Source organism: Streptomyces sp. NPDC088746, assembly GCF_044751065.1.
Taxonomy (GTDB): Bacteria; Actinomycetota; Actinomycetes; order Streptomycetales; family Streptomycetaceae; genus Streptomyces.
Window position 1 is genome coordinate 287,511 of record NZ_JBIVLA010000008.1, and the last position, 15,573, is coordinate 303,083.

Below are 15,573 nucleotides of genomic sequence, written 5' to 3' on the forward strand. Positions count from 1 at the left end.
GCGGCTGAGGGGGCTGCGGTTGCGGTCAGGGGCGTTCCAGTACGGCGGTGACCCCCTGGCCGCCCGCCGCGCAGATCGAGATCAGGCCCCGGCCTGGCGCCCCCCGCTCGCCGAGGAGCTTGGCCAGGGTCGCCACGATCCGGGCGCCGGTCGCGGCGAAGGGGTGGCCGGTGGCGAGGGACGATCCGACCACGTTCAGCTTGTCCCTGTCCACGGGCGCGAGCCCCTGCTCCTCCCAGGACGCCAGGGTGGCGAGGACCTGGGAGGCGAAGGCCTCGTGGATCTCGACGAGGTCGAAGTCCTCCATGGTGAGCCCGGCGCGCTCCAGCATGCGCGGCACGGCGTACGCGGGCGCCATCAGGAGCCCGTCCTCGCCGTTCACGTGGTCCACTGCGGCCGTCTCGTACAGCGACAGATACGCCAGCGGTTCCAGGCCGTGCGCCTCGGCCCACTCCTCGCTCGCCAGCAGGACGGTGGCCGCGCCGTCGGTGAGCGGGGTCGAATTACCCGCGGTCATCGTCGCGTCGGGATGATCCGCGCCGAACACCGGCTTCAGCGTGGCGAGTTTCTCCACCGTGGAGCCGGGACGCAGGTTCTGGTCGCGGTCCAGGCCGCGATACGGGACGACGAGGTCGTCCAGGAAGCCGCGTTCGTAGGCCGCGGCGAGCCGCTGGTGGCTGGTGGCGGCCAGCAGGTCCTGGTCCTGGCGGCTCACCGCCCACTTCCGGGCGGTGACCGCCGCGTGCTCGCCCATCGAAAGGCCGGTGCGGGGCTCGGAGTTGCGGGGGATGTCCGGGACGAGGTGCCCGGGGCGTACGGCTGCGAGCGCCTTGATCCTGGCCCCCGCCGACTTGGCGCGGCGCGCCTCCAGCAAAATCCGGCGCAGCCGGTCGTTGACCCCGAGGGGCGCGTCGCTGGTGGTGTCCGCGCCTCCCGCGATCGCCGAGTCGACCGCACCGAGCGCGATCTTGTTGGCCGCGGCGACGACGGCCTGCAACCCGGTGCCGCACGCCTGCTGGATGTCGTACGCGGGCGTGCGCGGGTCCAGGGCGGAGCCCAGGACGGTCTCACGGGCCAGGTTGAAGTCCCGGCTGTGCTTGAGGACCGCGCCGGCGACGAACTCGCCGACCCGCTGTCCTCGCAGGCCGAAGCGCTCGACGAGTCCGTCCAGCGCGGCGGTCAGCATGTCCTGGTTCGACGCCTGCGCGTACGGGCCGTCGGAGCGTGCGAACGGGATGCGACTGCCACCGATGACCGCGACCCGGCGCGGCTGCGGAAGTGCGAGGGGAATCAACTCGACCAGCTCATCTCGACAACTCCTGACCCTTGAGTAACCTTACTCTGGAGTAAATCTACGACCGAGCAGGAGTCCAGACAATGGCCGATCGCTATCTGCACTTCACCGGCACGGCACCCGGCCGCTTCCTGACCCGCACGCTCGGCCTGCCGCAGCCCGCCCCGCTGCGCCGCTGGACACTGGAAACCCCGTCCCTCGACGGGCCGTTGCTCCACCTCACCGCAGGCAGCTCCGCCCACTCCGGCACACTCGGCCCGGTACTCGCCGCGACCGGGCTGAAGGTCACCGACCGGGCCGAACGCCCGGCCGCCGTCGTCCTGGACGCCACCGGAGTGACCACGGCCGCGGGACTCGCCGACGTACACGCCGCCCTCCACCCCGTCGTCCGCTCGCTGGCCGGCGGCGGCCGCGTCGTCGTCCTCGGGACCACGCCGTCCCCCGACGACCACCACCAGGCGGCGGCACAGCAGGCCCTCGAAGGGTTCGTACGCTCGCTCGGCAAGGAGATCGGCCGGGGCGCCACGGCGCAGTTGCTGCGGCTCGCGCCCGGTGCGGGCGCCGCCTCCGCGGAGTCCACCCTCCGCTTCCTGCTCTCCCCCCGCTCCGCCTACGTCAGCGGCCAGGTCGTCGAGCTCACCGCCGACGCGCCCGGCGAGGTCGCCGACTGGGCGGCGCCGCTGTCCGGGCGCACCGCCCTGGTCACCGGCTCGGCGCGCGGCATCGGCGCGTCCGTCGCCTCCGTCCTCGCCAGGGACGGCGCCCAGGTGATCTGCCTGGACGTCCCGCAGGCCCAGGAGGAGCTCGTCCGCACCGCGGACCGCCTCGGCGCCACCGCCCTGCCGCTGGACATCACCGCACCGGATGCCGCCGAACTGATCGCCGCCGCCGTCCCCGACGGCCTCGACATCCTCGTCCACAACGCCGGCATCACCCGGGACCGCAGGCTCGCCAACATGCCGGCCGACCGCTGGGCCTCGGTCATCGACGTCAACCTCGACAGCGTCCTGCGCACCACGGACGCCCTCATCGGGTCGGGCACCCTGCGCCGCGGCGGCCGGATCGTCGCCACCGCGTCCATCGCCGGGATCGCGGGCAACAACGGCCAGACCAACTACGCGGCCAGCAAGGCCGGAATCATCGGCCTGGTCCGCTCCCTGGCCCCGCGCGCCGCCGCCGAACACGGCATCACCGTCAACGCCGTCGCACCGGGCTTCATCGAGACGAAGATGACCGCCGCCGTACCCCTCTTCATCCGGGAGGCCGGGCGCCGGATGAACTCCCTGTCCCAGGGCGGCCTTCCGGTCGATGTCGCGGAGACCACCGCCTGGTTCGCCCAGCCCGCGTCCGGAGCGGTCAACGGCCAGGTCGTACGGGTCTGCGGCCAGAGCCTGCTGGGGGCGTGACGCCATGAACGGCCTGAGCCTCTCACTCGTCCGCGGAGCAGTCACCTCACCCTTCAAGCGGGCCGGGCGCCCCGGCGCCCCCCTGCCCCCGGCCCGTGAGGTGATCCCGCCCGGACGCATCGCCCCCGGCCCCCTCGCCGCGTACAGCAGGCTCTGCGGCTTCGCCGAATCGGGCCCGCTGCCGCTCACCTACCCGCACGTCCTGGGCTTCCCCCTGGCCATGCGGCTGATGACGGGCCGCGGCTTCCCCCTGCCGGTGCTCGGACTGGTCCACACCTGGATCGAGATCACCGCACACCGGGCGTTGCAGCCGACGGACGCGCTCGAACTCACCGTGTACGCCGACGGGCTCACGCCGCACCGGCGCGGCACGGAGGTCACGATGGTCACCGAGGCGCGGATCGCCGGGGCACTCGTCTGGGAGTCACGCAGCGGCTACCTGTCCCGGCACGCGACCGGAGCGGAGGCAGCACCGCCGCCCCCTTCCCATGCCTCACCCCCGGAGCTGCCCGCCGTGGCCGAATGGCGGCTGCCCGCCGACCTCGGGCGGCGGTACGGGGCCGCTTCGGGCGACCGGAACCCCATCCATCTCCACCCTCTGACAGCACGGCTCTTCGGCTTTCCCCGGCACATCGCGCACGGCATGTGGACCGTCGCCCGCTGCCTGGCGGAGGCCGAGGGCGGGAGCGACTCCGTCGGGACGGGCCGGATCCGGTCCGTGCGGGCGGACTTCAAAGCGCCCGTCCTGCTGCCCTCCACCGTCACGTACGCCACCGACGGCACCGCCTTCCAGGTGCGCGGCGGCAGCCGCGTCCACCTCACCGGCAGCGTGGTCCGGGAGGGCTGAGAAGCTTCCGCTCAATCCCCCCGGGACTGCCAGCCGCGCCCGTGCATGAGGTTCTCCAGGCCCGCCCACGAGAAGTTCATCAGGGTGGAGGCGGCCTCCTTGGCCGAGACTCCGGGAGTGGCGTTCGCCCACCCGGCGAGCGCCTCCGCCGCCCCCACCAGCGCCTGCGCGAGTCCCGCCACATCCCGGTCGGGCAGCGCCGGATCGCTGTGCGCCTCACGTGCCGCCGCGCCGATCAGACCCGTCACGAACGCAACGATCTCCTCACGCAGGGCCCCCACCTCGCTGACGAACGGCTCCCCGTGCGAGCTCGCCTGCTGGTGGAGGACCGCCCATCCGTCCGGGTTCTCCGCGGTGTGTGTGAAGAACCCCCGCAGCCCCGACCACAGTTGCCGGTCAGCCGGAATCCCCGGCTCCACAGCGGCCTGCACGGCCTCCACCAGCGCTTTCGACTCCCGGCGGATGCACGCGGTGAAGAGCTCCTCCTTGGAATTCAGGTACAGATAGACCAAGGGCTTGGACACACCGGCCAGTTCCGCGATCTCGTCCATCGAGGCGGCCCGGTACCCGCGCTGCGCGAAAATCCGCACGGCCGCGTCCATCATCTGCTGCTCACGCACCGCGCGCGGCATCCGTTTGCTCTTCACTGCACTCACGTCAGACGTCCCTCCCGCCCCCCACTGCCTACTCCTCGGTAAGAGTACGGCGCGGCCCCGCCCGCCGTCGTAGGGGCGGAACGGGGCCCGGCCACGATGGCCGGTAGTCGTCCCACCGGGCCGGCGGGGGCGGGGCTCAGCCCGCGAGGAGCGGGCGTCCGGAGCCCGGGGCCTGCCGCTGCTGGAGGTGGACGGCCGGGCCCTGCCGGGCGGCCGGGCGGGCGAGTGCCCGGCGCATCGCCTGGTACTGCAGATAGGAGTCGCTCAGGGCCTTACGGAGCTGGTCGACCTCTGCCGCCAGCTCCTGCTCCCGTACGGCGGTGGGGGCGGGGGCCGCCTCCAGGCCGGTCCTGCCCGCTTCGATGAAGCGCTTCTTCCAGACGCTGATGGCCTGGGCGGACACGCCGGCCCGGCGGGCCGCGTCGGCTGCTGTGATCTCACCGGCCAGTATGGCGAGCAAGATCGAGACTTTCTCCTCCGGAGGCAACGCGGGCGGCCTCGGCATGCCACGTCTCCCTTGTCTAGGCGTCGTGTTCTACGGGGGAACTCGTCCATCCGGTCAGTGCCCGGCCGCGCACGATCTCCTCGACGGTGCGCTCGACCTCGGGCGCGGACACCGCGCCCGGAGGCGTGACCGCGATGACGGCCGCGCCGTCGGCGCACTCCACGATGGCCCCCGTCCATGGCGCGGGCAGCAGGGTGATCAACCGGACAGCGGCGGTCTCGGGGGCGGCGCCGGCGGGCGCGGCTGCCGAGACCGCGATGCGGAAGTGGTGGGCAACGGTCACGTTGCTCTTGCCCTCTCGGTATGGCCTCTCGGGGCAGGCCGTGCCGGGCAGCCGGCCCGCGTCGTCGCGGGCCCGGCGGCTCCGGGGACGGCTCATCCCCAGTCGTGCACGTCCCCGGTGTCGATCACGATCTCGCCCAGGAGGTCCTCGATCAGGCCGATGGCGGGCCCGAACGGGACGTCGCAACAGAGAGCGGTGGCATCCGGCCCCGGTGCGGCTCCCCCGTCGGCGGCGGCCGTCCCCGCGCCCAGGAGGCACAGGGCGAGCGCCGCGGTGACCGAGGTGACGACTCTGCGCGTGCGGACGTGCGTACGGACCAAGACGGTGCGGTGTGACTGCTTCATGATTCCCCCTGGGTAAGACTCTCATCCGGCACCCGTGCGGTGGGGCCGTAGCCAGAACTCTGCCGTTTCGCACGGTGCTTGTGCCGCTGCCGAACGTGCACCTTGATGCATCTCGGGGTGCCGCATGCTGCATGCCGGCCCGTCTCCGGGAGGCGCTCGCTCAGACCCTGCCCTGGCACTTCATCAGCTGGGCACGTCGTGAAGGTTGTAGTGAGCACGTGGGTACGTAACCTGTCGGTGCGTACCCGATGCGGACATCTGCGTTCCGCACCGGTGCGTGCACATGCACGCGAGTGAAGCCGGGGGTGGCCGTGCGGCAGGATTTGGGATTTCTCGGTGTGGACACCGAAGTCGAACGGGCCTACCGGGCGCTGCTGAGAACCGGGCAGGCGTCGCCCGACGAACTGGCCGGACAGTGCGGCTACGGCACGGAGCAGGCCGAAGAGGTCTGCCGTCAGCTGGTCGAGCTCGAACTGGCGAACACATCGGCCTCCGGGGTCCTCACCCCGCTGTCACCGGCGAAGGCGGTCGAAGGGCTGGTGGCCGCTGCGGTCAGGCGTCTCGAGCTGCGCCTGCAGAGCGAAGTCCACGCCGGCGGCATCGTCGACGCCCTGATCGCGGAGCGCCGCGCCCCTTCTCCGGTCGGGCACCTGGGAGACGGGCAGTCCGTGCAGCTGACCGGCATGGCTGCGGTGAGGGCGGCCATCGACGAGCTGACGTTCTTCACCTGGGACGAGAGTCTGACCACGAATCCCACCGGGGTGCTCAGCAAGGAGAGCATCTCGCACGCCCGTCCCATCGACGAGCGGGTGCTGCGCCGCGGTGTGCGTATGCGCACGGTGGTCGGTCACGCCGCCCGGGAGGATCCGCCGACCATGGCCTACCTGCGTGAACTGGTGGGCAAAGGGGCCGCCATCCGCATCGCGCGCGATCCGATCGAGCGTCTGATCATCTGCGACCGGGCCGCCGCTCTGACACCTCTGGACCCGGCGCACACCGCGAAGGGCGCGATCCTGACGCGCGAGCCCGGCCTCGTCGCCGCGCTGGTCTCCCTGTTCGAACGCATGTGGAGCAGCGCGGATCCGCTGTGCGTTCCGGAGGGCGAGCCCGCCGACGAGCCCGAAGGCACACTGACGGAGCTGGAGCGCAAGATCCTGCACTCGTTGTGTACGGCGGACAAGGACGAGGTCGGGGCGCGTGAGGTGGGCATCGCGCTGCGGACCTACCGCAAGCACGTGGCCGCCCTGATGCGCCGGCTGGACGCGAGCAACCGCTTCCAGGCCGCCCTGCTCGCCCGCGAACGGGGCTGGCTCTAGCCAGGGCGGCTCCGGAAGGCGGGCCCGTCCTCACAGGGCGGCTCCGGAAGGCCGGTCCGGCCTCACACGGCCGCCACCGGTGTCCGGGCCGGCTCCGGGACGGGCGGCGGGGCCTTGCGCTCCAGCAGCGACAGCATGGGGCCGGTCATCGCCGTCGTGGCCAGGGCCATGACGACCAGGGCCAGGGTCATGGGGCCGGTGAGGATGCCCGCGCTGACCCCGGCCTGGAGCACGATGAGCTCGGTGAGCCCGCGGGTGTTCATCAGCACACCCACCTCCCGGGCCACCGCGGGCGGCCGGCCCGCCAGCCGGGCCCCCGCGTAACCCCCCAGGGTCTTGCCCGCGACTCCCAGGACGACCGTCGCCAGGAGCAGATACCAGGACACCGATCCGTAGGCACTGCTGAGGACGTTCACACCGGTGACCACGAAGAACACGGGGACCACGAAGCGGCCGGCGCGCGAGACGCCGGCCACGGCCGCGTTCCATGGTGTGCCGGCTCCGCCCGGCACGGCGAAGCCCACCATCGCGGCGCCGAGAATGGCTGTCATGCCCAGGTGCTCCATGGCGTAGCCCATGGAGCAGGCTGCGACGGCGAGGAAGACGGTCATCGTCCGCTTCCGGCCGACTACCAGCAGCCGGGCGGTCCGGGAACGCAGGGCGGCCCGGAGGACGAGCATCAGGACCACGCCGACGGCCAGTGCGGTGAGGCAGCCGACGAGATTGCTCACCGTACGTGCGTTCAGGCAGATGGCGAGGGTGAGCAGCAGCCATCCCACGCTGTCGATCACGACGGCGGCCGCCATGGTCAGGGTGCCGCTGGGGCTGTCCTGCATCCGGCGGAAGGTGAGGATACGGGCCATGACGGGCACAGCACTGATCGACATGGAGACGGCGGTCATCAGGACGAACGCGGGTGCCGGGGCGGCGCCTCGTACGGCCTGGTCACCGAAGGCGATGACTCCCCAGGCGAGCAGGGCTCCCGTCAGCATGGCCGGGATCAGCGAACCGGCCGCCACCCAGCCGACGGTGGCCTTGCCGGGACGTTCGGCCCGTCCGCGCAGGTGGTGGGCGAGACCGACCAGGTAGAGGGCGAGTGCGCCCTGGCCGATCACCGTCAGCCCCCGGACGACGTCGGCGGGCAGGACCGCGTCGAAGGCGGAGCGGCCCAGCACCGCCAGCAGGAGCGGTCCCGCCAGGAGCCCGACGCCGATCTCGCCGATGACGTCGGGCTGGCGCAGGCGCACCGCCGCGCGGCGGCCGACGGCGGCCAGGGCGAGGGCGACCAGCAGAGCTGCGGCGCCGTGCAGCAGGGTGAGCAGATGCGGCATCATGTCCGGTCCTTTTCGTGTGGTCAGGCCGCGAGGGCGTGACGCCAGCGCACCGCGGAGCCGATCTTCAGAATGCTGTTGGAGTAGATGCGTGCGGCCAGCCAGACGCAGCCACCGGTCGCCCCCGCCATGAGCGCCGCCGCGGCGAGCTGCTGGAGCAGCGAGACGTTGCCCACGCTGGCCTGCAGCGGCATCAGGAGCCCGGAGAAGGGCGGGACGTACTGAACGATGCCGACCCAGCCGGCGTTCAGGTCACCGGCCGCCGCCGCGGCGACGCCCACGGGCGCCAGGGCCAGAACCATGACGGGCATGAGGACCGACTGGAGGTCCTCGGGGCGTGAGACCAGGGAGCCGGCGGCGGCGAACAGGTAGGCGAACAGGGTGAAGGTGAGCAGGAACCACAGGGCGGCGCTGATCAGGGCCGCCGTCGAGGGCAGCCCCTCGGTCCTGTCCCCGAACATCGACCGTGCGCCGACCACGGCCGCGACCAGCACGACTATCTGCAAAACAGCGGCCGTGCCGATGCCCGCGACCTTCCCCATCATGAGCCGCAGAGGGGTGAGGGTGGCCAGGAGCACCTCGACGACACGGGTGGACTTCTCCTCCACGACCCCCTGGGCGACCAGGGAGCCCTGGCCGATGATCTGCATGAACAGGACGACGACCATGCTGATGGCCGCACCGATCTCGGTGCCGTTGGGGCCGCCACCGCCGACGGTGACGAGGGCCGGGCCCGCTGCGGCGACGTCACGCTGCAGCGCCGCGGTGTCGATCCGCTGCCGGTCGTAGGCGCGCTGCGTGGCCCATGCCTTGGCCAGAGCGACCGCCGAGGCCTGCGCCTGGGGCGGCGAGTCGGAGCGGCTCAGCACACTGACGCGGGAGCCTGAGACGGTGACCGCGGCGTCCGCGTCCTTGTCGGCCACGCGGTCGCGGCCCGCCGCCTCGTCCGTGCACGCGCTGAGGCTGATGCCCGGCGGTGCGGGTCCGAAGGACTGCGCGGGAGCGCCGCAGACGGCGACGGTGTGCGTCTTGGGGGCGTTCGCGTAGTAGAGGCCGGCGACCAGGCCGAACACGGCGATGACCATGAAGAGCATGCCGATGAAGTAGCCCTTGGACCTCAGGCGCGCGTCGATCTCACGGCGGTAGACCAGCCACACGTCGCTCAGGGTGCTGTTGCGGGGGGTGCTCACTGGGAGTTCTCGCTCTCGTTCCGGGGGGTGGTGGAGCCGTGCGGCTCCACGAGGTCGCGGAAAAGCTGGGTGAGGGTGGGGCGTTCGCGGGTGAGCCGGCGCACGGTGCCGTGCTGCGTCGCGGCGTGCAGCACGCTGTTCTCGTCGTGGCCGGGTGCCGCCTCGACGACGAGGGAGGTCCCGTCCTCGTGCGTCTTGAAGGCGCTGATCGTGTCGGGGTGGTGCAGGGCCCAGTCGGGTTCGGCCCCCTCGACCTGGAGGACCAGCGGTGCGTCCTGAGGGCGGCCGCGCAGGTCGTCGAGGGTGCCGCAGGCGGCTAGGCGCCCCGAGCGCACGATCGCCACCCGGTCGCAGAGCCGCTCGACGAGCTCGAGCTGGTGGCTGGAGAAGAGCACCGGGATCCCTTCGGCGGCCTTCTCCTGGAGGACCTCGCTCATGGCGTCGACGGCCAGCGGGTCCAGCCCGGAGAAGGGTTCGTCCAGGACCAGGACGCCGGGATCGTGGACCAGGGCGGCGGCGAGCTGCACCCGTTGCTGGTTGCCGAGGCTCAGGGAGTCGACGGGGCTGTCGCGGTGCTGGGTGATGCGCAGCCGGTCGGTCCAGCTCAGCATCGCCCGGCGGGCCTGGAGCGAGGTGAGTCCGTGCAGCCGGGCGAGGTAGGTCAGCTGGGCGGCGACCGTCATCTTCGGGTAGAGACCGCGCTCCTCCGGCATGTAGCCGAAGCGCACTCCCGCGGCCGGAAGCGTCTCCTCGCCCCAGCGCACGTGCCCGCTGTCGGCTGCCAGCAGGCCGACGACGATGCGCATGGTGGTGGTCTTGCCCGCGCCGTTGCTGCCCACGAAGCCGAAGAGGTCGCCGCTCTCGACGCGCAGGGAAAGGGAGTCGAGCGCGAGGTGGGGGCCGTAGCGCTTGGTGAGGTTGTCGACTTCGAGTGCTGTCATGGGAGTTCACTCCTGCTGGTAGTGGTGTGGGGCGCCGGGGAACACTCGTCTTTCCCTGGCGGAACTACTTGCCTAAATGGAAACTGCCTGCCAAGATGGAAACATGGACGCTGAGGAAGCACAGAAGAACCTGGCAGCTGCCCGAACCTCCTACGAGGCCTCGGTCACCCCCGCTCTGCCCGCCTGGGCGCCGCCGCTGTGCGGGCTGATGGTGGGCGGGGGAGTCGCCCTGGCCGGCATCGGCGCCGAGAGCGCGTGGGTCCGCGTCGCCGGCGTCGTCGTCGGCGTCGGGCTGGCCCTCGGCGCCCGGGCGCTCCTCAACCGCATCCGTGCGCGTCGGGGCGTGACCGGAGTGCGCGGCCCGGCCGCGCGCACCCAGTCCACGCTGGTCGTCGCGGGAGCGGCGTACGTGATCGGTGCCATGAACGCCACACCGCAGACACGCTGGGTCTTCCTCGGCATGGGGGTCGTGGTCGGCGCGATCGTCTGGGTGTCGCTCGCAAAGAAGGTGCGCCGGTGACCGACGGCCTCGACGAGGCCTTTCGCTCGTCCACCCGGCTGAGGATCGCGGCGTTCCTCTCCGGGTGCGACGAGGCGGAGTTCCGGGCCGTACAGGAGTACTGCGCGCTCACCGCCCCGACCCTCTCCAAACACGCGGCGGCGCTCGAGGGAGCCGGTTACGTGGAGGTCCGCAAGGGGCATGTCGGCAAGACCCCCCGCACCTGGCTCGCCCTCACGGAGCAGGGCCGGGCCGCCCTCGCCGGACACCTGGCCGAGCTGCAGCTCATCGCCGACACCGCGGCACGGCATGGCAATGGCCACCGCGCCTGAGGCATCGCCCGGACGGGTGGAGAAACACGGCTGCGGTGCGGCCGCCCGGTGAGAACACCGGGAGGCCGCACCACGTGTGGCCATCAGGAGATGACCGATAGAGGCAGGATGCTCGCCGCGAGGCCGCTGTCACGGCCGGCGGGTCGCGTCGTCACGCGGGCGTGTGCCGCTCCCTCACCCGGGTCGCCGAGTTCGGTGAACCCGTCGGCCCGGAGGCAGTGCGCACACCCGGAGAAGGACTTCTCTGTCACGATTCGACACATCCTTGAAGCGAGGCCGCTGAAGGGAATTCAGCAGCCGTTCTGCACGGTCAGCGAGATGCTCGCCCCTACGGCCGCGCCGGAGACGGCCCAGCTGACGGACTCGATCGAGGCAGGGGCCTCGCCGGTGGCGGCGGTCCCGTACTCGTCCGCGGTGGTGTAGGCGGCGTAACCAGCGATCAGCTGCTCGTTCATTTCGGTATCTCCCGGTGTCGGTTGGGAGGCCGAACCGGCTGAGTCACATGATCAGCACTTGTCGACGACCGACATGATGGAGAGGGCCACCGAGGCGATGGAGATACCCACGGTCTCCACGGACGCGGGGGCCTCGCCGGTGGCGGCGGTGCCGTACTCGTCAGCGGTGGTGTAGGCGGCGTAGCCAGCGATCAGCTTCTCGTTCATTTTCGGGTTCCTTCTCCGTTGTATGTCGGTAGTCGATTTCGGGCCGGGTCAGGCGATCAGCACTTGTCGACGACCGACATGATGGAGAGGGCCACCGAGGCGATGGAGATGCCGACCGTCTCCGCGGACGCGGGGGCCTCGCCGGTGGCGGCGGTGCCGTACTCGTCAGCGGTGGTGTAGGCGGCGTAGCCAGCGATGAGCTTCTCGTTCATGTCGAACTCCCAGTTTGTTTTATCTCCTTGGTATCAGCGGCCGCTTTCCTTTCGGGCTGCGGTTGCTGACAAATGAGATTCCATCACCATGGAGATCGGCAGTCGACAGGAGTTTTCACGGCGCTTGACGGAAGAACCGCTCCACCTTCGGAGTTCGCCGCCCAGGAGAAACTTTCGCCCGTTAATTGATGCCGGATCAGCCGACCGGAGCGGCCACCGCGGCCGCGTCGGTCTCGGTGCCGGGCTCCGCCGGCTCTCCGTCCCCGCCCTTCGCGGCCTTCGCGGCCTCGGCCCTGGCCGCCCGGTCCTGCATGACCTCCTGGATCCCCTCGACGCCCATCGGGTCGAAACTCACCAGCTCGGGCAGCGCCTTGATGCCCGAGATGAGGCTGATGAAGCCCACCCGCGAGTTCTCGATGTACATGCGCCCGACCCCCTGGGCCCGCTCCATGTACTCCTCACGCAGCCGGTTGGGATCCATGAAGAACCGCACATAGGCCAGGATGTCGTTGTAGAGCTGCTGGTAGGTGGCCTCGAAACGCCCCAGGGCCTGCTCCTCGGACCCCGGCTCGTCGAGAACCGCGTCCAGGGCACGGGACGCCATCCAGGCACCGGAGGTCCCGAGCCACACACCCGACGAGAACAGCGGGTCGATGAAGCACGCCGCGTCACCGACCGCGACCCAGCCGGGCCCGTGGAACCGCTCACTGATGTGCGACCAGTCCCGGGCGGTACGCATCTCGCCGGCGTCGGCCGGGTCGACCATCGTCCTGGCTATGCGGCTGCCCGCCAGGCCCTCGAGGAAGACGTCGGTGCGGGAGCGGCCCTGCGCCGTGGCCTCGGCGAGCTGCGTGGCCGGCAGCACGTAGCCCAGGCTGAGCTCGGTGTCCGACAGCGGGATGCCCCACATCCACCCGCCGCCGTCGATGGCCTCCACGAGGATGTCCTCCGGGGCCTCCAGCGGCGTGAACCTCTCGAAGTAGGTCCACACCGCCACGTTGCGCAGGTCCTCCTGGAACGTCACGTCGGTGAGCTTGCGCGTCACGACCCGGTTCTGCCCGGACGCGTCCACCGTGTACGCGGCGGAGACCTGCTGCTTCTTCCCTCCGTGGGTGTACACGACGCCGGTGACCGTGCCGTCCGCGTCCTGGACGACGTCGTCGACCCTGGCCTGCTCCAGCACCGTCGCACCCAGCTTGCGGGCGTTCTCCAGCAGGATCTGGTCGAACTCGTCGCGCCTGACGTGCCAGGAGTGGTCGTACACACCACCGGTGGCACTGAAGTCGGTGCGCCAGGGCTGCGGGTCCTTGCCCCACACCAGGTTGATGCCGGTCTTGCGCTGGAAGCGTGCCTCCAGCTCGTCCACGACACCGAGCTCCTCCATCACCGGGATCATTCCGGTGACCAGGGACTCCCCGATGTGGTAGCGCGGGAAGGACTCCCGCTCGAGTACCAGCACGCTGCGGCCGCGCTTGGCCAGCAGGCCTGCCAGGGTGGAGCCGGCGGGGCCGCCGCCGATGACGACGACGTCGTAGCGGGTTGTCTCGGACATGAGCGATTTTTCCTTTCGTCGATGACGGTTCAGAAGGTGTGCAGGATGTCGACGAGGGGGGACGAGAGATTGCGGGCCGGCTCCGCCGGGTCGATGCCCGCATCGATGAACGCCGCGGTCAGGCACTCCTCCCGTGACTCCGTAGCCCCGGGCGGGAGCGTGGCGTGGCGTACCAGCGCCTCGGCCATCACGTGCGTCCGGTGCTGGCCGAAGCTCATGCCCCGGCGTGAGGGACGCTGGTCGTCCGGCTCGAACGCACAGCCCACCGACTCGGTCAGCGGGCGGACGAAGGGCGAAGTCCCCGGTGCGAGAAGCCCGGTGGCCTGGAGGTGCTCCGCACAGGCCCGCGCCTGCTTCCAGCCGGGACGCGGGAGATAGACAACCAGCGCGTCGGTGCGCGGGTACAGCAGCAGCGACGAGGAGATCTTCGCCCGCCACGGGGTCCGGGCGCCGTCGAGGAAGTCGACCACCGCACGCCAGACCTGGGGGGCGGCGTCGGGGTCCGCCACGTGCGCGTACAGCCTCAGCGTCGCGCCGGACCCTGCGGTGGCCTGCGAACCGGCGAAGAAGAAGCCGGGCGACAGACCCGGCCGCGCCGCGGGCAGGACGACCTCCGCGCCCCCGGCAGGGGTCTCCCGCAGGGATTCCGGGGGCACGGCCACCCGCACCCCGTCCAGCACCACCACGGAATGGTCCTCACCGGCCTGGAGCACCGTCGCCCCCCGGGTGACCGTGCGCCCCTCCAGCGTCAGGCGCAGGCGCTCGTCGAACGCCGCGTCACGCCACGTGCGAGGCGTGGACTCCATCGCGGAAGCGCGCCCGGTGTGCAGCGTCTGGTACATCACGGAAGCGAGCTTCTGGACGAGCGCCTGCGGACTGCCGGTCTCGTAGCTCTCCCCGCCGGTCTCGGCGCGGTGCCCTCCGTCGCTCACCCGCACCTGGTCCAGCAGACCGGCGACACGGGAGGACAGATTCAAGGTCGCGGGCATCATGCCTCCAGGCCGAGAGAGGTGGTGAACTCACCCGGGGACAGCAGGACCGTACGGCCGATGCCGGCCGCGGCCTTGTTGATGGGCGAGAGCCGGGCGGAGGACTCCGCCGCGGCCAGCATCCGGTCGAGCATGTGCCAGCCGGCGTACGCGGCCGCCCGGCTCGCCAGACCCTCGTCGGCACGCACGTGCTCCGGCGCCGCGGCCGTGTACGAGCGGTAGAACGCACGCACCAGCGGCGCACAGCGCTCGACCTCCACCGCTCCGGTGGCCACGATCTCCTCGTGGGTGACCGTGTGCCCCACCGGAGAGGCCTCCGCGAGGCTTCCCGGGATCCGGTTGGCCGCCTGGTACAGCCACTCACCGGCGAAGGCGCCCAGGTCACGGGCCGGGTCCCCCAGGCGGGTCTCCTCGAAGTCGGTGAGGAAAAGACGGCTCCCCGACCGCAGGAACTGATCGGTGCGCAGATCGCCGTGGACCGGGCAGCGGGCAGCGTCCGTCCCCTCCCGGTCGGCTGCGCGCAGTGCGTGCAGCGCCTCGATCAGAGGCGTGTCGGCGTGCAGCAGACGCCACATCTCCAGCTCCGCGAACGAAGCGTCGGCGTAGCGCCGCAGCGGCAGCGCGGACAGCAGACCGAGCGGCGGCAGCGGGTGCTCGGTGGTGTCGAAACCGGCCGCGTCGAGGCCGTGCAGCCGTGCGACGAGGGTGCCGGCCTGCGCGGCCAGATCCTCGTCGAACTCCTCCGAGGCCACCAGTTCGGCGCCGTTGTCGGCGTCCTCCAGGTAGGCGAAGGCGATCAGTCCGTTGTCCATGTCGCTGCCCAGCACCTCGGGGGTGGCCAGGCTCCCCCGCCCGGCCTCCCACACCAGCTGGGTGCGGCGCATACGGGCCGACCGGTTCGCATCGGCCGCCGTTCCGAACTGCTTGACGAACACCTGGGCGCCGCTCGCGGTGGTACCGGCCCAGTTGTTGTTCCGGCCACGTGGGCTGGTGACCGTGTGGGGATCGAAGGCTCCCAGCTCCAGCCGACTCAGCAGCGCGTCCACATGCGGAACGGCCTGAAGGTCGACCGGCTGGAAACGGGGTACCCGTTCTCGAATGCCGATGCTTTTCGCCATGCCACGGACCATAGAGAGCCGTTCGAGGCAGCCGCAATGCTCAACTATCCGCGTTAGTTGACTCTCAACCATAAAAATCCCGCACGCGCTGCGGTC

19 protein-coding genes are annotated in these 15,573 nt (G+C 71.2%); 5 read left to right on the top strand and 14 right to left on the bottom strand.

Annotation, left to right across the window (positions count from 1 at the left end):
- Positions 1–25 precede the first annotated feature (25 nt).
- Positions 26–1,303, bottom strand: a complete 1,278-nt coding sequence (locus ACIP63_RS30910) for an acetyl-CoA C-acetyltransferase (RefSeq protein ID WP_401522484.1) — start codon at positions 1,301–1,303, stop codon at positions 26–28.
- Between the two features lie 74 nt (positions 1,304–1,377).
- Here ACIP63_RS30910 and ACIP63_RS30915 point away from each other — a divergent pair, with 74 nt between their 5' ends.
- Positions 1,378–2,700, top strand: coding sequence for a 3-oxoacyl-ACP reductase (locus tag ACIP63_RS30915; protein WP_401522200.1), 1,323 nt, complete (start codon positions 1,378–1,380; stop codon positions 2,698–2,700).
- Positions 2,701–2,704: 4 nt separating this feature from the next.
- Positions 2,705–3,547 (top strand): MaoC family dehydratase, encoded by an 843-nt coding sequence (locus ACIP63_RS30920; protein WP_401522203.1) that lies wholly within the window; start codon positions 2,705–2,707, stop codon positions 3,545–3,547.
- An 11-nt stretch (positions 3,548–3,558) separates the two neighbouring features.
- Here the strand turns inward: ACIP63_RS30920 and ACIP63_RS30925 are convergent, their stop codons facing one another.
- From ACIP63_RS30925 to ACIP63_RS30940, 4 genes are all read right to left on the bottom strand, one after another.
- Positions 3,559–4,179 carry a TetR/AcrR family transcriptional regulator gene (locus ACIP63_RS30925; protein ID WP_401522487.1) on the bottom strand — a complete coding sequence of 207 codons (621 nt, stop codon included), beginning with the start codon at positions 4,177–4,179 and terminating at the stop codon, positions 3,559–3,561.
- 160 nt (positions 4,180–4,339) lie between these two features.
- Positions 4,340–4,663, bottom strand: coding sequence for a helix-turn-helix domain-containing protein (locus ACIP63_RS30930; RefSeq protein WP_401522205.1), 324 nt, complete (start codon positions 4,661–4,663; stop codon positions 4,340–4,342).
- 61 nt (positions 4,664–4,724) lie between these two features.
- Complete coding sequence (locus tag ACIP63_RS30935; protein ID WP_401522208.1) at positions 4,725–5,087, bottom strand: hypothetical protein; 363 nt, start codon at positions 5,085–5,087, stop codon at positions 4,725–4,727.
- A complete protein-coding gene (locus tag ACIP63_RS30940; protein WP_401522211.1) occupies positions 5,084–5,335 on the bottom strand; it encodes a hypothetical protein in 252 nt (83 codons plus the stop codon). Before ACIP63_RS30940 ends, ACIP63_RS30935 begins: the two co-directional genes overlap by 4 nt.
- Positions 5,336–5,673: 338 nt before the next feature.
- Here ACIP63_RS30940 and ACIP63_RS30945 point away from each other — a divergent pair, with 338 nt between their 5' ends.
- A complete protein-coding gene (locus ACIP63_RS30945; RefSeq protein WP_401522213.1) occupies positions 5,674–6,651 on the top strand; it encodes a helix-turn-helix transcriptional regulator in 978 nt (325 codons plus the stop codon).
- Positions 6,652–6,713: 62 nt separating this feature from the next.
- On the opposite strand, the gene ACIP63_RS30950 is transcribed toward ACIP63_RS30945, so the two are convergent.
- From ACIP63_RS30950 to ACIP63_RS30960, 3 genes are read right to left on the bottom strand one after another with little or no spacing between them, the layout of a single operon-like run.
- Complete coding sequence (locus ACIP63_RS30950; protein WP_401522216.1) at positions 6,714–7,985, bottom strand: cation:proton antiporter; 1,272 nt, start codon at positions 7,983–7,985, stop codon at positions 6,714–6,716.
- Positions 7,986–8,005: 20 nt separating this feature from the next.
- Complete coding sequence (locus ACIP63_RS30955; protein ID WP_401522219.1) at positions 8,006–9,172, bottom strand: ABC transporter permease; 1,167 nt, start codon at positions 9,170–9,172, stop codon at positions 8,006–8,008.
- Positions 9,169–10,113 (bottom strand): ABC transporter ATP-binding protein, encoded by a 945-nt coding sequence (locus ACIP63_RS30960; RefSeq protein WP_401522222.1) that lies wholly within the window; start codon positions 10,111–10,113, stop codon positions 9,169–9,171. Before ACIP63_RS30960 ends, ACIP63_RS30955 begins: the two co-directional genes overlap by 4 nt.
- Positions 10,114–10,216: 103 nt before the next feature.
- On the opposite strand from ACIP63_RS30960, the gene ACIP63_RS30965 reads away from it, so the two are divergent.
- Together ACIP63_RS30965 and ACIP63_RS30970 are read left to right on the top strand one after the other, a co-directional pair.
- Positions 10,217–10,633 (top strand): hypothetical protein, encoded by a 417-nt coding sequence (locus ACIP63_RS30965; protein ID WP_401522225.1) that lies wholly within the window; start codon positions 10,217–10,219, stop codon positions 10,631–10,633.
- Positions 10,630–10,944: a transcriptional regulator gene (locus ACIP63_RS30970; RefSeq protein ID WP_401522228.1), complete on the top strand. Its 315-nt coding sequence runs from the start codon at positions 10,630–10,632 to the stop codon at positions 10,942–10,944. The genes ACIP63_RS30965 and ACIP63_RS30970 overlap by 4 nt, the downstream gene beginning before the upstream one ends.
- Positions 10,945–11,234: 290 nt before the next feature.
- Here ACIP63_RS30970 and ACIP63_RS30975 read toward each other — a convergent pair whose 3' ends face one another.
- The 6 genes from ACIP63_RS30975 to lxmK all read right to left on the bottom strand — a co-directional run bounded on the left by ACIP63_RS30975 (position 11,235) and on the right by lxmK (position 15,477).
- Positions 11,235–11,399, bottom strand: coding sequence for an LxmA leader domain family RiPP (locus ACIP63_RS30975; protein WP_401522230.1), 165 nt, complete (start codon positions 11,397–11,399; stop codon positions 11,235–11,237).
- Positions 11,400–11,450: 51 nt separating this feature from the next.
- Positions 11,451–11,606, bottom strand: coding sequence for an LxmA leader domain family RiPP (locus ACIP63_RS30980; protein ID WP_203729111.1), 156 nt, complete (start codon positions 11,604–11,606; stop codon positions 11,451–11,453).
- Positions 11,607–11,662: 56 nt separating this feature from the next.
- Positions 11,663–11,818: an LxmA leader domain family RiPP gene (locus tag ACIP63_RS30985; RefSeq protein WP_401522233.1), complete on the bottom strand. Its 156-nt coding sequence runs from the start codon at positions 11,816–11,818 to the stop codon at positions 11,663–11,665.
- A 196-nt stretch (positions 11,819–12,014) separates the two neighbouring features.
- Complete coding sequence (locus tag ACIP63_RS30990) at positions 12,015–13,370, bottom strand: NAD(P)/FAD-dependent oxidoreductase (RefSeq protein WP_401522236.1); 1,356 nt, start codon at positions 13,368–13,370, stop codon at positions 12,015–12,017.
- A gap of 29 nt (positions 13,371–13,399) precedes the next feature.
- Positions 13,400–14,359 carry a T3SS effector HopA1 family protein gene (locus ACIP63_RS30995; RefSeq protein WP_401522238.1) on the bottom strand — a complete coding sequence of 320 codons (960 nt, stop codon included), beginning with the start codon at positions 14,357–14,359 and terminating at the stop codon, positions 13,400–13,402.
- The gene (lxmK, locus tag ACIP63_RS31000; protein ID WP_401522241.1) at positions 14,359–15,477 is read right to left on the bottom strand and encodes a class V lanthionine synthetase subunit LxmK; all 1,119 of its coding nucleotides are present in this window, start codon (positions 15,475–15,477) and stop codon (positions 14,359–14,361) included. Before lxmK ends, ACIP63_RS30995 begins: the two co-directional genes overlap by 1 nt.
- Between the last annotated feature and the right edge of the window lie 96 nt (positions 15,478–15,573).

Coding starts and splice junctions, on each gene's coding strand:
- ACIP63_RS30935 (WP_401522208.1), bottom strand. CDS start 5,087: ATGAGCCGTCCCCGGAGCCGCCGGGCCCGCGACGACGCGGGCCGGCTG.
- lxmK (WP_401522241.1), bottom strand. CDS start 15,477: ATGGCGAAAAGCATCGGCATTCGAGAACGGGTACCCCGTTTCCAGCCG.
- ACIP63_RS30990 (WP_401522236.1), bottom strand. CDS start 13,370: ATGTCCGAGACAACCCGCTACGACGTCGTCGTCATCGGCGGCGGCCCC.
- ACIP63_RS30965 (WP_401522225.1), top strand. CDS start 10,217: ATGGACGCTGAGGAAGCACAGAAGAACCTGGCAGCTGCCCGAACCTCC.
- ACIP63_RS30980 (WP_203729111.1), bottom strand. CDS start 11,606: ATGAACGAGAAGCTGATCGCTGGCTACGCCGCCTACACCACCGCTGAC.
- ACIP63_RS30975 (WP_401522230.1), bottom strand. CDS start 11,399: ATGAACGAGCAGCTGATCGCTGGTTACGCCGCCTACACCACCGCGGAC.
- ACIP63_RS30960 (WP_401522222.1), bottom strand. CDS start 10,113: ATGACAGCACTCGAAGTCGACAACCTCACCAAGCGCTACGGCCCCCAC.
- ACIP63_RS30915 (WP_401522200.1), top strand. CDS start 1,378: ATGGCCGATCGCTATCTGCACTTCACCGGCACGGCACCCGGCCGCTTC.
- ACIP63_RS30925 (WP_401522487.1), bottom strand. CDS start 4,179: ATGCCGCGCGCGGTGCGTGAGCAGCAGATGATGGACGCGGCCGTGCGG.
- ACIP63_RS30995 (WP_401522238.1), bottom strand. CDS start 14,359: ATGCCCGCGACCTTGAATCTGTCCTCCCGTGTCGCCGGTCTGCTGGAC.
- ACIP63_RS30950 (WP_401522216.1), bottom strand. CDS start 7,985: ATGATGCCGCATCTGCTCACCCTGCTGCACGGCGCCGCAGCTCTGCTG.
- ACIP63_RS30985 (WP_401522233.1), bottom strand. CDS start 11,818: ATGAACGAGAAGCTCATCGCTGGCTACGCCGCCTACACCACCGCTGAC.
- ACIP63_RS30940 (WP_401522211.1), bottom strand. CDS start 5,335: ATGAAGCAGTCACACCGCACCGTCTTGGTCCGTACGCACGTCCGCACG.
- ACIP63_RS30920 (WP_401522203.1), top strand. CDS start 2,705: ATGAACGGCCTGAGCCTCTCACTCGTCCGCGGAGCAGTCACCTCACCC.